Source organism: Bradyrhizobium sp. SZCCHNR3119 (genome assembly GCF_032487775.1).
Taxonomy (GTDB): Bacteria; Pseudomonadota; Alphaproteobacteria; order Rhizobiales; family Xanthobacteraceae; genus Bradyrhizobium.
Genome location: NZ_JAUEUV010000001.1, coordinates 5840354 through 5855338, shown reverse-complemented (window position 1 = coordinate 5855338; position 14985 = coordinate 5840354). Strand labels below are relative to the sequence as shown.

17 protein-coding genes and 1 pseudogene are annotated in these 14985 nt (G+C 63.1%); 1 reads left to right on the top strand and 17 read right to left on the bottom strand.

Annotation, left to right across the window (positions count from 1 at the left end; translation table 11 throughout):
• Positions 1 to 7 precede the first annotated feature (7 nt).
• The 12 genes and pseudogenes from QX034_RS26995 to QX034_RS26940 all read right to left on the bottom strand — a co-directional run bounded on the left by QX034_RS26995 (position 8) and on the right by QX034_RS26940 (position 8135).
• Positions 8 to 343, bottom strand: coding sequence for a hypothetical protein (locus QX034_RS26995; RefSeq protein WP_315705480.1), 336 nt, complete (start codon positions 341 to 343; stop codon positions 8 to 10).
• Between the two features lie 136 nt (positions 344 to 479).
• On the bottom strand, positions 480 to 1379 hold the full coding sequence (locus QX034_RS26990) for an HNH endonuclease (RefSeq protein WP_315705393.1): 900 nt from the start codon (positions 1377 to 1379) through the stop codon (positions 480 to 482).
• A gap of 365 nt (positions 1380 to 1744) precedes the next feature.
• Complete coding sequence (locus QX034_RS26985) at positions 1745 to 1987, bottom strand: AI-2E family transporter (RefSeq protein ID WP_315705392.1); 243 nt, start codon at positions 1985 to 1987, stop codon at positions 1745 to 1747.
• Between the two features lie 223 nt (positions 1988 to 2210).
• Positions 2211 to 2522 carry a transposase gene (locus QX034_RS26980; RefSeq protein WP_410050933.1) on the bottom strand — a complete coding sequence of 104 codons (312 nt, stop codon included), beginning with the start codon at positions 2520 to 2522 and terminating at the stop codon, positions 2211 to 2213.
• Between the two features lie 13 nt (positions 2523 to 2535).
• Positions 2536 to 3711, bottom strand: coding sequence for an IS30 family transposase (locus QX034_RS26975; RefSeq protein ID WP_315767476.1), 1176 nt, complete (start codon positions 3709 to 3711; stop codon positions 2536 to 2538).
• A 112-nt stretch (positions 3712 to 3823) separates the two neighbouring features.
• Positions 3824 to 4114: pseudogene (locus QX034_RS26970) on the bottom strand (DDE-type integrase/transposase/recombinase); the annotation flags it as partial.
• A 27-nt stretch (positions 4115 to 4141) separates the two neighbouring features.
• Positions 4142 to 4531, bottom strand: coding sequence for an IS3 family transposase (locus QX034_RS26965; RefSeq protein WP_315705391.1), 390 nt, complete (start codon positions 4529 to 4531; stop codon positions 4142 to 4144).
• Positions 4528 to 4929 (bottom strand): helix-turn-helix domain-containing protein, encoded by a 402-nt coding sequence (locus QX034_RS26960; protein WP_315705390.1) that lies wholly within the window; start codon positions 4927 to 4929, stop codon positions 4528 to 4530. Before QX034_RS26960 ends, QX034_RS26965 begins: the two co-directional genes overlap by 4 nt.
• Positions 4930 to 5196: 267 nt before the next feature.
• A complete protein-coding gene (locus QX034_RS26955) occupies positions 5197 to 5910 on the bottom strand; it encodes an SDR family oxidoreductase (protein ID WP_315705389.1) in 714 nt (237 codons plus the stop codon).
• 53 nt (positions 5911 to 5963) lie between these two features.
• A complete protein-coding gene (locus QX034_RS26950; RefSeq protein ID WP_315705388.1) occupies positions 5964 to 6638 on the bottom strand; it encodes a peroxiredoxin-like family protein in 675 nt (224 codons plus the stop codon).
• Between the two features lie 48 nt (positions 6639 to 6686).
• The gene (locus QX034_RS26945; RefSeq protein ID WP_315705387.1) at positions 6687 to 7457 is read right to left on the bottom strand and encodes an enoyl-CoA hydratase/isomerase family protein; all 771 of its coding nucleotides are present in this window, start codon (positions 7455 to 7457) and stop codon (positions 6687 to 6689) included.
• 45 nt (positions 7458 to 7502) lie between these two features.
• Positions 7503 to 8135, bottom strand: coding sequence for a glutathione S-transferase family protein (locus QX034_RS26940; protein WP_315705386.1), 633 nt, complete (start codon positions 8133 to 8135; stop codon positions 7503 to 7505).
• A 105-nt stretch (positions 8136 to 8240) separates the two neighbouring features.
• Between QX034_RS26940 and QX034_RS26935 the strand changes: the two genes are divergently transcribed.
• A complete protein-coding gene (locus QX034_RS26935; protein WP_315705385.1) occupies positions 8241 to 9176 on the top strand; it encodes a LysR family transcriptional regulator in 936 nt (311 codons plus the stop codon).
• Between the two features lie 220 nt (positions 9177 to 9396).
• Here the strand turns inward: QX034_RS26935 and QX034_RS26930 are convergent, their stop codons facing one another.
• The 5 genes from QX034_RS26930 to QX034_RS26910 are packed head-to-tail and all read right to left on the bottom strand — an operon-like array spanning position 9397 to position 14932.
• Entirely contained in the window at positions 9397 to 10407 is a 1011-nt protein-coding gene (locus QX034_RS26930) for an ABC transporter ATP-binding protein (RefSeq protein ID WP_315705384.1), read from the bottom strand.
• The gene (locus QX034_RS26925; RefSeq protein WP_315705383.1) at positions 10404 to 11399 is read right to left on the bottom strand and encodes an ABC transporter ATP-binding protein; all 996 of its coding nucleotides are present in this window, start codon (positions 11397 to 11399) and stop codon (positions 10404 to 10406) included. Before QX034_RS26925 ends, QX034_RS26930 begins: the two co-directional genes overlap by 4 nt.
• Positions 11399 to 12304: an ABC transporter permease gene (locus tag QX034_RS26920; protein WP_315705382.1), complete on the bottom strand. Its 906-nt coding sequence runs from the start codon at positions 12302 to 12304 to the stop codon at positions 11399 to 11401. The genes QX034_RS26925 and QX034_RS26920 overlap by 1 nt, the downstream gene beginning before the upstream one ends.
• Positions 12301 to 13281 (bottom strand): ABC transporter permease, encoded by a 981-nt coding sequence (locus tag QX034_RS26915; RefSeq protein WP_315705381.1) that lies wholly within the window; start codon positions 13279 to 13281, stop codon positions 12301 to 12303. The genes QX034_RS26920 and QX034_RS26915 overlap by 4 nt, the downstream gene beginning before the upstream one ends.
• 55 nt (positions 13282 to 13336) lie before the next feature.
• A complete protein-coding gene (locus tag QX034_RS26910; protein WP_315705380.1) occupies positions 13337 to 14932 on the bottom strand; it encodes an ABC transporter substrate-binding protein in 1596 nt (531 codons plus the stop codon).
• Positions 14933 to 14985: the final 53 nt, after the last annotated feature.

The following is a 14985-nucleotide window of genomic DNA, read 5'->3' as shown; positions in this document are numbered from 1 at the left end:
ATCCGCTTCATCGCCTATCACCAACCAGGCGAAGATCGATCCTGCCGATCAGGTCCGAGCGAAACCTCTCGGCGGCGGCCATCGCGGCCATGGTCTGTCGCAATGTGCCGACGTTCGATCCGAGCGAGACGATGCCGCCCAGCACCGCGGCAATCGCCCCGAGGAGCGCGAGCGCATTGGACCCGAGCAGGCCCAGCACCGCGCCGAGCAGCAAGGCGGCGCCGCCTGCTATCACGATCTTCGAAGCCAGGATGATCTTGCGACACCGCTCGGCCGCTTCGGCAAGCTCCTCGATCCGCGCCTCGATCCGGGAGATCTGTTCACTCCGGTCGTCATCCTCGATCACACGAGCTGTCCTCCGCGATATCTCGCGCCAATCGCATGTCCGCGCGAGCCTACGACGCGTTCCGCGCCTTCGACCGCCGCTCGGCTGAGACCACGACTTAGCCGATATATTGCACAGCCGTCGTAATGCCCGCCTATTGCTTAAAACAGTGCTCCCGGTGCCACTTTAAGAAATGCGGATGTGGGCGATCCGACTGACGCCTCGGCGCAAGCGCCCGGCCCGTTTTGTTGATGATGGTTCGAACTCCTTCCGGATCATTCGTCTGACGAGAGACTAATATCTCCAAGTCGTCAGCCAGACCAATTAGACCGCGATCGAACATCCAGTGTGCCGTACCCGAAAGAGCGATTCCATTACTAACGATATCTGGCCCGTTCGCTTCCACTGGCCGGATATGTGCCGCAGCAACTTCGGCGCGTCCGCTTCCATTGATAAGCTTCAATCCTGTAATAGCGCAACGCTCATCGTAGGCGCGTAGGACCACGCGCCGGAAGATTCGATCGCGCATGACCCTTGAAACGGTGACGCTAATTCGCTCCCGCTCTTGCCCAAACCTAAAGGGCAGCTGCTCCTCGTCTAGACCGGATGATGGCAGATCACCATCAAACCTCGGCAACAAAGGCGTCTTCTCCGCAAATCCCAGTTCGACGATATTATGGAAATCACTCGGCGAGATTGAACGGACTGCCGATTGAGCACGCCCCGAAATCCGTCCCTGGTCGTTGAGAAGGCCTCGCTCGATCGGTCCAGCCGGCCCACTGAATGGAACTGGATTAGCGAAATCGAGATAGCTTCCGGGCTCAATCAACGCCACGTACATTCCGGAAATACTCGGATCAGGAATGATTTGGCTGACCTTCGCGACTGCAAAATAGCCCCGCGTCTCGGCGACCTTGCTCGGTTCATAATAGATTACCCAATCGCCGACGCAGGGCTCCGCGCGACTGAGATACTGGCCGGGAAATTGATACTGCTCGGCTGGACTGTCGTCGTAAATCGAGTCTAACCGGTGAACGAACACTCCAAATGCCATTGGATTTTCAGCACGGCCTCTCTGGCCTTATTTTCTCGTGACAACTTTCCAGAGATCTAGCTTTGACGCCACTTGTCTAGAGGGAGCAAGCTCACTACTCCCACTCGATCATCTCGCGCGCGACTAAACCACTGATCCTCAAGACTTTTGCCGAGATGGTGCCTCAGGGCACCGATAGCGAGACCGGCGATTTTCTTTCGTCTTGATTCCACAGGAATATTTTGCGCGCTCATGCCGAGCTTCCGTTCGGCAACTATCGGCTGCTATTGCCTGCACAGCAACGAGTCATTTCTGAGTATCATTGAAAATCGTGCCTCGGCTTTGGCACGTTTGCACCAACGCCTCGCGCGACTCATGCCTTCCTGTCACGGCTCGCGAGCGAGAAACTCGGCGACATAGAAGCGTTTCCCCAACGCAAGCAGCACGGCCGCGACAGGCGTGGCCAACGCAAGACCCAAAGTGCCGAACAGGACCACGAACAGCAGTTGCATCGATATGGTGAATGCCGGTGGAAGAGAGACCGTTCTCTCCTGAACTCGCGGTGTAATCACGTAGCTCTCGATGAGCTGGATCGCGATATAGAGGGCTGCGATCCACAGCGCCCTCACTGGTCCACCCGACGGCGCAAGAGATGATTTCGCGACAAACTGGCACGACGGGCAGTTGCCGCATGCCAGGCATACAAGGGATTGCCTGTCGGGTAGATCCCCCCTTATCAAATTCGGCAGCGAGGAGTTTCGACAACGGGCGAGGTGCAGGAGTTTTATGCACTGGACCGCACCCCTTAAGTGAGACACGATAATTTCTGTGACAGTGGGGTTGCCACGACGACTATCGTGCCTTGTTTTGCGCGAACGCGGCTTCGAACTCAATAGGCGATCGATAGCCGAGCGCCGAGTGCAGGCGCTCCTTGTTGTAGACATCCGCAATGAAGCTATCGATCCGGCGGCGAGCGTCTCTTATGTCGGAGAACGCCTTGCCGTTGACCTCCTCGGCCTTGAGCGTCTTCATGAAGCTCTCAGCCTTGGCGTTGTCGAAGGGGTTGCCCGGCCTGCTCATGCTGATCGTGATGTCGCGATCCGCTAATATTTGGCGATAGGCGATTGACGCGTATTGGGCGGATTCAAACGGTCGTCGCAACACCAAATGTTTTCACTCATGACAGCAACTCGTCAAGCGCCTCCGCCGGCGTTTTCCAGCCCAGTGTCTTTCTCGGCCGGGCATTGAGGGTCGCTGCCACGGCGGATATCTCGTCGGCGCTGTGGATGCTCAGGTCTGTACCTTTCGGGAAGTACTGCCGCAGCAATCCGTTGGTGTTCTCGTTAGTACCGCGCTGCCAAGGGCTCTGCGGGTCGCAGAAGTAAACCTGGATACCCGCATCGATCTTGAGACGATCGTGCTGAGCCATTTCGGCTCCCTGATCCCAGGTCAGCGAACGACGGAGTTCTTCGGGCAAGGTGACGATGGTGCGCGTGATCGCGTCGCGCACGGCTTCGGCCCCGTGTCCCGCAAGCGCAGGCCCGTTCTTCGCGCGCGGAGCTTCGCCATGCCCCGCCAACCGTGGAAGGTGCAAGAGCATCGTGAAGCGCGTCGTGCGCTCGACCAGCGTGCCGATTGCCGAGCTACCAAGACCGAGGATGAGGTCTCCCTCCCAATGTCCCGGCACCGCTCGATCGGCCGCTTCAGCAGGGCGCTCACTGATCATGATCTCCGGCGAGACAAAGCCCTTGCCTCGCCTGCGTACGCGCGCTCTGGGCATCCGTAACGCACGCCCTGTTCGCAAGCAGGCCGTCAGCTCGCGGCGTAGCGCCCCACGGCCCTGAACGAAGAGGGCTTGATAGATAGCTTCGTGGCTGATGCGCATCGTCTTGTCGTCCGGGAAGTCGATCGGCAAGCGTCGGGCAATCTGCTCAGGGCTCCAGGCTTTGGCCCATCGCCGATCCTTGCGCGGCCCATGCCGGCGACCCTTCCACGGAACGGCGGGGCCAGGAACGGGAGTGCCGCTCGGAGCCACGACGACACCGGCAAGTCGCTCTTCCACATAAGTGCGCAAGGTGGTGTTGAGCGCAAGCTTGGTCAGCTTCGGACGACGGGCCGATCGATCTGCATGCCACTGGGCAGTCGTCGCCCGGTACTCCAACCCGCCGCTACGGGTGGCCGCATTGCGCCGCAGTTCACGGGAGATTGTCGAGGCAGCCCGCCCGAGGCGGCGTCCAATCTCCTGTATGGAATGGCCCTGCACCTTGAGGAGTGCGATCTCCTCGCGCTCGATCAACGAGAGGTACCGCCCAGAGAGCGGCTTGGCCGAAGATCTGAACATCGCTGGTGGCATGCCGCCCGCCTTTCGGAACCATCTGGTTCCGACAGGTTGCGACACTCCGGCTTCGAGCGCAGCCTCTTCGCTGCTCACTCCCCTGGCGATCGCCCGCCAGAATCTATTCTGTTCATCGCGCCCTGCAGCAGACGGCCGCCCTGGCGATGGCAATGGCGCTCGTCCTGATCGTGCCGATCGCCGCTTTCGAATGTTCACCGCAACCTCCAACCTCGGAGTGTTGCGACGACCGTTTGAATCCGCCTTGCACGCCGCGGTCGGAATGGTGGATCAGGCTGCTGCGTTGCGGCTTGCGGACCTCGATGGCCTTGTTCAATGCTGCAATCGCGAGCGAGGCATTGAGCGTGTTCTCGAAGGCCCAGCCAACCGCCTTGCGCGAGAAGGCATCGAGGATGACCGCGAGGTAGGCGAAGGTCGTGGCGAGATGGACTTAGGTGATGTCTGCGACCCAGATCTGATCGGGAGCGGACGGCACCAGGCCGCGCACCAGATTGGGCACCACGACAATGTCCCTTGGTCGCTCTGCAGGCGGCTTCAGGAATGGCGCCTTGCGCTGTGCGAGAAGATTGTCCTCGCGCATGAGCCTGAGCACCTTCTTAGCATTAACGACCATGCCTTTACGTCGGATGGTGGCCGTCACGCGCCGGTAGCCGTAGAACGGATGCTTCAGGCAAATGCGTTGGATCTGGTCGCGCAGCTCGCAGTCGGCAGTCTCACGACTGCGTTTGTTGAGATGCCGGTAATAGGTCGCGCGTGGCAGGCCGGCCAGACCGCAGAGCCGTTGCACGTCGGCGTGGGACTCCGTTGCCTCCGATGTCATGGCTTGGATGACTTCGATGATGCGGGTGCGGGTCCGCCTTGCGCTGCCGGCCGCTCCAATGCGCGCAAGGCTTGCCGAAAAAAATCGAGATCCATCTGCTGACGGCCGACAAGCCGTTCGAGTTCGGCGATGCGAGCATTTGCGCGCGTCAGCGCAGACCGCTTGTCGTCATAGGTTGCCGTAGCTTTGAGCTTCCGGGGGCCGGGCTTCGGCCCTCGCTTGCGGTTCAATCCCTCGGGTCCTTGCGCCTTCCAGGCCTTGATCCAGTCATGCAGGATCTTGCGAGATATCCCAAGCTCGCGAGCCACAGGCAGAACGCCTTCGCCTCGCTCGACGCGCTTGATCGCCTTCAGTTTGTAAGCCGTCGGAAACTGACGGTTCTTCCCTCTTGCTGCCACAGGTCATCCTCGAAATGCCTGTCACAGAAATTATCGTGTCTCACTTAAGGGGTGCAGTCCAGCACTGTCACCGTAATGCCCCTTCCCTGAAGCTAGCCGCCCAGGCGCTTTCGCGGACGCGTCCACATGTCCCCGCGCCAGATGACGACCATGTAGACCTGGTGGTGCATTCCGCCTGGGCACCGTGCCACCCGACCTGCCACGAACGCTAGCATCAGATGTGAGCTCATTTTTGCCGCGCCCCGCCGATGCAGGACCTTAACTCCATCATAGTGACAGCTTACCGATCGACGCGCCGCCATCGACGTGCAGTGTCTGACCGGTCATGAATGCTGCGTCATCGGATAAAAGGAAGGCGACTGCCGCAGCGACTTCCTCCCGCTTGCCGAAACGGCGCATCGGAATTCCGGCGAGATAACGCGCCTCCCCCTCGCTCCCAGGGGCGTTGTTTGCCCTGAACAGCTCGGTCTCGGTCGGTCCCGGCGAAACGGCGTTGATCGTGATACCTGTCGCGGCCAGCTCCAGCGCCCAGCTCCGTGTAAAGCTCACGAGGGCAGCCTTGGCCGCTGCATAGCTCGTGCGCTCGACGCTGCCGAGCACAGTAAGGCTGGAGATATTGACGATCCTTCCCCATCCGCGTGAGCGCATGCCCGGAAGGGCTGCCTGCGTCGCGACCAGCGCCGGATGCAGATTGACACGCATGACTTCCTCGAGCGTCGAGACAGCGATGTCACCAAGGGGGGCCGCACGCACGAGGCCGACATTGTTGACGACGCCGTCGACTTCGGCCTCCCGGATGATCGCCGCGAGCCCGTCGCCAGCGGCCGGATCGGCGAGGTCGAGGAGATGTAGCTCACCGGGAAACCGTTCCGACGCGTTGCGCGCAATGCCGACGATGGTGTGTCCCTGTTTTGCGAGGCGGTGTGACAGTGCGAGGCCGATGCCCTTGCTGGCGCCGGTGATCAGGAAGGTTCTCTTCATGGGATATCCTTCGGCTCCGCTGCTTGTGGGCGGGGCCTGTTGAACGGGTTCGATCAGGCGGCGAGGCTGGCGGCGCGGCGCAGCGCCGGCAGCATGTCTTCCGGTTCGGGACGGCGGGTGTAGTCCGGATTGACCTCGGCATAGAGGACGACGCCGTCCTGGCCGACGACGAAGCGGGCCGGCATCGGCAAGGTCCAGCTGGGATCACCGTTGAAGGCCGGCAGGTCGTTCTTCAGCGACTTGTAGAGATCGATCAGATAGTCCGGCATTTCGAAGCGCAGGCCGAAAGCAGCGGCGACGTCGTTGTGCGGGTCCGACAGGATCGGAAAGGACAGGTTATTCTGCCGGACGGACTTGCGGCTGTTCACCGGATTCTGGGGCGAGATCGCGACCAGGCTCGCGCCGAGTTCCTTGAACTGCGGGAGCGCTTCCTGCAGTGCCTGAAGCTCCATATTGCAATAGGGGCACCAGACGCCACGGTAGAAGCTGATGACCAGCGGTCCCTTGGACAGAAGATCGTCGGACGAGACCTTGTTGCCCTCCGGGTCGGACAGCATGAAGGCCGGCAGCTCGTCGCCCGCCTTCAGAGCGCGCTGGGCAGCACCGGAGGCGATCAGTTCGGCCGTGGCACGGTGCATCGTCTCGATGACTGCGTAGGGAACCTTATACGGTGGTTTGCCGGCTTCGAAATCGGCTTTGAAAGCGTCGAGCTTGGATTGCAGGGGCATGGCTATTCTCCTGAGGGTTTGAATTTCTCGGTGAGGATGCGGTGGTGATCAGCCATTGGCCGCCATCGAGCGGGCAACTTCGGCGGCGCTGATACCTTCCAGCGCGAGCCCGTAGCCGGCGCCTTCATCGACGATGCGGCGCAACTTCTGGGTCAGCGCGATGCGGGTGTACCGGCTCGTCAGTGGCGGCAGAGCGGCAAGGCTCTCAGCGATCTCGTGTGCGCGGGCAAGCAGCCTGTCGGCCGGCACCACTTCGTTCACCGCACCCCATTCCTTGGCGGTCTGGGCGTCGAGGATCTGCCGGGTGAGAATGAAATAGCGGCCGCGAACGCTGCCGATGACTTCCGGCCACAGCAGGTTGACGCCGTCGCCGGGCACGATGCCGAAGTCGAAATGTGGCTTGTCCTGAAAGACGGTCTCAGGCGTCGCCAGCACGATATCGGCGAGCAGCGCATATTCCGAATGCAGGAGAACGGGGCCGTTCAAGGCGGCAATCAGTGGCACCTCGATGTCGAGAATGTTCATGAGGACTTTCTTGCCCTCGCGATAGATCTTGTCGTAGCCGCGCGGCGAGAAGAAATCGAAACCCTCGGGGCTGATCGCATCCATGAAGGCATCGCCGGAGCCGGTCAGGATGACGACGCGGTTGTCCGGATCTGAGCCGATCTGGTGGAAGAGCTCGACGAACTGCTCATGGGTGTGGCCATTGAAGATCAGCTTGCCACCGTCGGTGTGCAGCGCGACCTCCAGGACACCGCTTTCCGAGCGGGTCAGGCGGGCGTTGGCGAAGGAATCCTTGTAGGTGTTGAAATTGGACATGATGATTCTCCTGCTGTCTGGAATTGGATGGATGTTCGGGAAGGATCAGGCGGCGGGCACGAGGGCTTCGACGCGGGCGATGGCTCGCTGGACGGCCGCGCGTGCCGCGACGTCGTCGTACCAGCGGGAAAGGTTCGGCCTTTCGGCCAGCGTCAGGCCGGCAAACTGGCGACGCCACAGCCAGCCGAAGTGGGCGATGTCGGCGATCGAAAAATCGTCACCGGCGGCGAAGGCCTGATCGGCCAGCTTCGCCTCGAGAAGACCGAGAATGCGTTCCGCCTCGCTGGTGAAGCGGGCCTCGGCGATCGGCTGCGGCTCCGGTGAAGAGCGCTTGAAGAAGCCGGCATTGCCGAAGGCGGGGCTCAAAGCCGACGCATGAAAGAAGAGCTGCTCGAAGACCCGAGCACGGGCGGTGGCGCTCTCCGGCAAGAATTTGCCGGTCCTCTCTGCCAGATAAACGAGGATGGCGGCGCTTTCCGTCAGGACGAACCGCTCGCCGTCCACGTCATCGACGAGCACCGGCACCTTGCCGTTGGGGTTCAGAGCAATGAAGGCCGATTCCTTCTGCTCGCCCTTGCGGAGGTTGACCGGTTTCAGCGCGTAGGCCAGCCCCATCTCTTCCAGCGCAATCGGGACCTTGACGCTGTTGGGCGTGGCGAAGGCGTGAACTTCGATCATCTCTGTCTCCATCGGACTGTCGTTGGAGAGAGTTGTGACCATTCCTCTTATATTGCGGCAGAAGCCTTGAAGCGATATTGCTTATTCCTATGGAGAATGAGCGATATGGACAGACTGCAGGCGATGGCCGCCTTCGTGCGCGTCGTGGAGACCGGCTCCTTCTCTGGAGCGGCCCGGCAGATCGGGGTCGGGCAACCGGCGATTTCGAAAACAATCGCGCAGCTTGAGGACCGGCTTCAGGTGCGGTTGCTGGTGCGTTCGACCCATGGCCTGACGCCGACGGATGCAGGGCTCCGCTTCTACGAGCGCGCCAAGACGGCGATCCGCGAAGCCGACGAGGCGGAGTTGGAGGCGCGGGGCGCGGGAGCTGGCCTGACCGGTCAGCTTCGCGTCTCGGCCGCGACGACCTTCGCCAGGCTTCTGGTCGTGCCGCGGCTGCCAGAATTCCTCGCCCGGCATCCCGATCTGGAGATCGACATCGTTCTCGACGACCGCGTCATCGACCTCGTTTCCGAAGGAGTCGATGTGTCATTGCGGATGGGCCAACTGTCGGATTCCTCGGCGGTGGCAAGGCGGCTTGCGCGTGGGCGCCGATCCGTCATCGCAACGCCCGCCTATCTCGAGCAGGCCGGGATTCCGGCTGTGCCAGCCGAGCTCGCGACGCATGAGGCGATCGTCTACAGCCAGCTCGAAAACAACTGGATGTTCCGAAAGGATGGCACCGAAGCATCGGTCGCAATCCGTGGCCGCGTCCGGGTCAGTGCCGCCGAAGGGATCCGCGCCGCGGTGCTCGCCGACATGGGGCTGACGGTCAACTCCGACTGGATGTTTGCACCCGAGCTGGAAAGCGGCGCCGTCGTTCGCGTGCTGAAGGACTGGGAGCTTCCGCCCGTCGATCTGTGGGCGGTCTTCCCGACTGGACGGCTGGCAAGTGCCAAGGCACGGGCCTTCGCCGATTTCGTAGAAGCCGCAATAGGCGACCAGATCCCCAACGCAGCGTCTGAAAGAACGCCAGTGCCACCATCGACTAGAACCAGATAGCGAAAGCCATCGCCGAAACTGCGATATCGCCGCCGGTATCCGTCACCCCCATTCGATGATCTTGCGCGCAATTAAGACATCGATCCTGAAGGCTTTTGCCGAGATACCGCCTCGGGACGCGGATTTCGAGCCCGACGGTTTTCTTTCGTCCTGATTCCACAGAGATACTTTGCGCGCTCGACGTCGCGACGATTCTGGAACGCGCCGCAAGGAGAGCCGATCAAGGCAGCTCGGCGACACGATGACAGGCGACGTAGTGGTGCGGTCCGATCGTATCCAACACCGGAAGACGCTGCGTGCATGTATCGATCACGGCCGGACAGCGCTGCGCGAAACGGCAGCCGGGCGGCGGGTCGACCGGACTCGGCGGATCGCCCTTGACGAGATGGCGGCGCTTCAGCTCGTCGCGCATGGGTCCGGGCGGCGCGGCGGCCGCAATCAGCGACCAGGTATAAGGATGGCGCGGCGCGGCGAAGATCTCGGCGGCCGGCGCCTGCTCGACGATCTTGCCGAGATACATCACCGCGACCTCGTCGCAGAATTTCTGGATCACGCCAAGATCGTGCGAGATGAAGATGTAGGTGAGATCACGCTCGCGCTGCAGCCGCTTCAACAGGTTCAGGATTTGCGCCTGGATCGCCACGTCGAGCGCGGACACCGCCTCGTCGCAGACGATCAGATCCGGCTCGGGCGCCATCGCCCGCGCGATGCACAGCCGCTGCCGCTGGCCGCCCGAGAACTGATGCGGAAACAGATCGGCGGCCTGCGGCGGCAGACCGACCTCCGAGAGCAGCCTGCGCACCCGCTCGTCCCGCTCGCTACGCGTTCCAATTCCGAGCAGATCGAGCGGCTCGCGGATCTGGTCGCCGGCGCGGCGGCGCGGGTTGAGCGCCGAGAACGGGTCCTGGAATACGATCTGCAGATGCCGCCGGACCTCGCGCAACGGCCGCCCGGTGAGGCCCGCGATGTCGCGGTTGCCGAACACGATCTGGCCGGACGTCGCCGGCACCAGCCGCATCACCGCCTGCGCCGTGGTCGACTTGCCGGAGCCGCTCTCGCCGACGATGCCGAAGGTGGTGCCGCGGCGAACGCGGAAGCTGACGCCGTCGACCGCATGCACGAAAGACGGCTTGCCATCGCGGCGGCCGGCCGGAAAATGCACGACGAGATCGTTGACGTCGAGCAGCACCTCGCGCGCCGCCATCGCGTCGATTGCCTCCGCCACGCTCATGCGGCGATCTCCGTCTTGCGCCAGCAGGACACGGCGTGGCCCGTTGCAATCGGCTCCAGCGCAGGCTGCGGCTTCGTACGGCAGACGTCGCGGGCCTGCGCACATCTTGCCAGAAAGGCGCAATCGGTGCCGCGCGCACCGAGCGGCGGCACCATGCCGGGAATCTCGCCGAGATCGACCCAGGGCTGCGGCGCCTGCCCGAGTTCCAGATGCGGCACGCAGCCGAGCAGACCGCGCGTATAGGGATGTCGTGGCGCCTTCACGATCTCACCGGATGCGCCGGCCTCGATGCAGCGTCCGGCGTAGAGCACGAGAATCTGGTGGGCGAGTTCGGCGACCGCGCCGAGATCATGGGTGATCAGCAGGATCGCCGTCCCGGTGCTGCGCTGCAGTTCGGCCAGCAGGTCGAAGATCTGTGCCTGCACCGTCACATCGAGCGCGGTGGTCGGCTCGTCGGCGATCAGCAGCTTGGGCCGTCCGGCCAGCGCCATCGCGATCATCACGCGCTGGCGCATGCCGCCCGAGAGCTGATGCGGATAGGCGTCGATCCTCTGCTCGGCGGCCGGGATCTGCACCGCACGGAGCAGTTCGACGGCATGCGACCGCGCGGCGGCCCGATCGAGCCCGCGGTGCCAGCGCAGCACCTCGCCGATCTGGTCGCCCACCGTGAACAGCGGATTGAGCGCGGTCATCGGCTCCTGGAAGATCATCGACATGGCGCTGCCACGCAACGACCGCATCTCCTGCGGCGGCAAGGTCAGCACGTCCCTGCCCTCCAGCACGATACGGCCCGATGTGATGACGAAATCCTCCGGCAGCAGTCGCATCAGGGCCAGCGCCGTCATGCTCTTGCCGCAGCCGGACTCGCCGACCAGCGCCAGGGTCTGCGCCGGCGCAACCGTGAACGACAGGTTCTCGATGACGGGCACGAGGCGGCCGGAGCCGTTGCGCATGCTCACATTGAGCTTGTCGACTTCGAGTAGCGCACCCATCACGACCTCCGTCGCAGACGCGGGTTGATCGCATCGTTGAGACCGTCGCCGACCAGGCTGGTAGCGAGCACCGCGAGGAAGATCGCAGCACCCGGAAACATCACCGCCCACCATGCATCGAGAATGTAGTTGCGATTCTGGCCCAGCATCAGCCCCCAGCTCATGACGTTGGGATCGCCGAGCCCGAGGAAGCTCAGTCCGCCCTCGAACAGGATGGCGACACCGATCGCCAGCGTCGCCGACACGATCACGGCGGGCAGCGCATTCGGCAGCAGCACCCACAGGATCAAGTTGGCGCTGGACGCGCCCGCCGCACGCGATGCCTTGACGAAATCGAGATCGCGCAGCCGCATGAACTCCGCCCGCGTCAGCCGCGCCACCGAGGTCCAGCTCACCCCGCCGATCGCGAGCGTGATGGTGGTCAGCTTCGGCCCGAACAGCGTGACCAGCACCATCGCGAACAGCAGCGGCGGCAGGACCTGGAAGAACTCGGTGATCTTGACCAGCCCCGCATCGATCGCCCCGCCGAAGAAGCCGCCGATGGCGCCGACGACGAGCCCGATCGCGATCGTGATCAGTGCCGCCACGGCGCCGACCGCGAGCGTCGCGCGCCCGCCATGGATCAATCCAGCCAGCACGTCGCGGCCGAGATAGTCGGTGCCGAACCAGGCGTCGGCATCGGGCGGCATGAGCGGTGCGCCGACGAGATCCAGCGGGTCGACCGGATAGAGCAACGGTCCGATCGCGGCGACCAGGATGATCAGGACCAGCATGCAGGCCCCGGCAACACCGGACGGGCTCTTCATGAATTGCCGCAATGCCACGCGCGCGGGCGACACGGCGGCCCGCGCGGGAAGGTCGATCTGCGGCGCAGGAATCGGCGAGGAAGCCTCCATCGTCGTCATCGCCGCCCCGTCCGGATGCGCGGGTCGACGAGGCGGTAGATCACATCGGTCAGGATGTTTGCAGTCATCACGATCAAGGCTGAGAAAAACAGGACGGCCATCAGGGTCGGATAGTCGCGGCGCAGGATGGAATCGAACACGAGCCGGCCCATGCCGGGCCAACTGAATACGGTCTCGACCAGCACGGCTCCGGCGAGCAAATTGCCGAACTGATGACCGGCGACGGTCACGATCGGGATCAGCGTGTTGCGCAGCGCGTGCTTGCCGACCACGAGCCATTCCGGCAGGCCCTTGGCGCGAGCGGTGCGGACGTAGTCCGCCGAGAGCGCGTCGATCATGTTGACGCGCGCCAGACGACTGTATTGCGCGATGAACACCAGTGCCAGCGTCAGCGACGGCAACACCAGATGGCGGGCGACGTCGAGCGCATAGGCAAGGCCATGCCTGGGATTCACCACGTCGGCCATGCCGACCACGGGAAGGATCGGCCAGACCGAGCCGAACAACAGCAGCAGCAGCAGGCCGGTCCAGAACACCGGCGCCGCATAGCCCGCCAGCGAAACCACCGTGACCGCATGGCTGAACAGGCCATTCGGCTTGCGCGCGCTGACGACCCCGAGCAAGGTGCCGATGGCGAGCGCGCCGACCAGCGCGCACAGCGCCAGATAGAGCGTCGCCGGCAGCCGCTGCAGGATCAGTCCAAGCACCGGCTGGTTGAAATAGTACGAATAGCCAAAATCGCCGACGGCGACGTTGCCGAGATAGATCGAGAGCTGCTGCATCAGGCTCTGGTCGAGGCCATATTTGGCGCGCAGCTCCGCAACGACGTCAGCGGATGCGCCGCCCATCTCGCCGGCGATCACCTGGACGGGATCGCCGGGAGCAAGGTGGATCAGGCAGAAGTTCAGCACCAGCACGGCGATCAGCAGGGCTGCCGCGTTGATGACCTGCCTGGCCAGATGGGTGGCGAATGCCATGGTGCAGCGGCTCTCCTTGCAGCTCTCGTGAGGCGAATGTCCGGTCGGGCCAGCGTCAGGTCTTCGGCGGCGTTTCCCAGTACAGCTCGTCGAGCGGCGACATCATGCCCCAGATCGAGGTCGGAAGGTTGCCGAGCCCCTTGGCGAAGGCATTGTAGTACGGGGTGACGTTGATGAAATAGATCGGAACGTCGGAGACGACGATCTTCTGGAACTCCGAGTACAGGGCCTTGCGCTTCTCGGGCGAGGTCTCGACCGCCGCCGCCTGCAGCAGCTCGTCGACCTTGAGGTTGGAGTATTGCTGCGTGTTCGACCAGATGATGCCCTTGCGGATGTTCGACGTCAGGTAGGTCCGGTTGACGCCGATCACCGGGTCGCCCCAGTTGTAGACGGTATCCATGGTCAGGTCGAAATCGAAATTGGAGACGCGCTGCGCCCAGGTCGGGAAATCCGGCGCGGCGCGTACCTCGAGATTGATGCCGACGCGCTTGAGCTGCGAGCGCATGTACTCCGCGACGTTGCGCTGCTGCTCATCCCCGCCCGGGATGTAGTCGATGGTCAGCGAGAAGCGCGAGCCGTCGGCGCCCTTGGCGTAGCCCGCCGCATCCAGCAGCGCCGCCGACTTCGCATAGTCGACCTTGTAGGGTTCGACGCCGGCCTCGGCGAGCGGCGAATCCGGTGCGATCGGACCGAGCGCGGGCGTCGCCTTGCCGCCCATCAGCTTGGAGACGATGAAATCGCGGTTCGCGGCGTAGGCGATCGCCTGGCGCACACGGACGTCGTCGAGCGGCTTCTTCTTGGTGTTGAAAGCGAGCCAGTTGATCGGGCCGACGCCGGCCATGCCCTTGTCGGTCACGACCAGGTTGGACGCCTTCTGCAGACGGTCGATGTCACGCGCTCCGGCGATGAAGGGAAGCGCGTTGAAATCACCGCGCTCCATCGAGACCACGGCCGCATTCTGGTCCGACACCAGCCGCACCACGATCTTGTCGAGCTTGGGCCGGCCGGGGATGAAGAACTTGTCGAACTTCTCCAGCGTATAATATTCGCCCTGCTTGTACTCGGTCAGCTTGAACGGGCCGGACCCGATCGGCTTCAGGTTTGCAGGGTGCGTCTTCAGGTCCTGGCCGTCGCCATAGATGTGCTTGGGCAGGATCGGCATCAGCGCCGGCGACATTGCCAGCAGCAAAGACGGGCTCGGATTCTTCAGTCGGATGATCGCGGTCGATGGATCCGGCGTCTCGACCTTGTCGACCGCCGCCAGCATCGTCTGGAATGGGTGATTGGCCTTGATCGCCATGATCGAGAAGGCGACGTCCTCCGATGTCACGGGGTGGCCGTCGTGAAACACCGCGTCCTTGACGAGGTGCAGCGTGACGGAAAGACCGTCAGCCGCGACCTCCCACGACTGAGCCAAATAGGGCTGCGGATTCCACTTGTCGTCATAGCGCAGCGGGCTCGCGAAGATCTGGGCCGTCGGCATCGCCGTGGCCATGCCCGATTGAACGGCGCCGTTGAAATGGCGCGGCACCTGCGTGGTGGCGACCACAAGCGTATTGCCGCCGGGCGATTCCGCCTGGGCGGACGGCGACGCGGCCGCGGCCGCAACGAGACCGAGAGCTCCCAGCACAAAATGTCGTCTGATCAACATGACTATCCCGCTTTCCTGGTTCACGACCGGGTGGATGATGAGAAAGTGGCTTG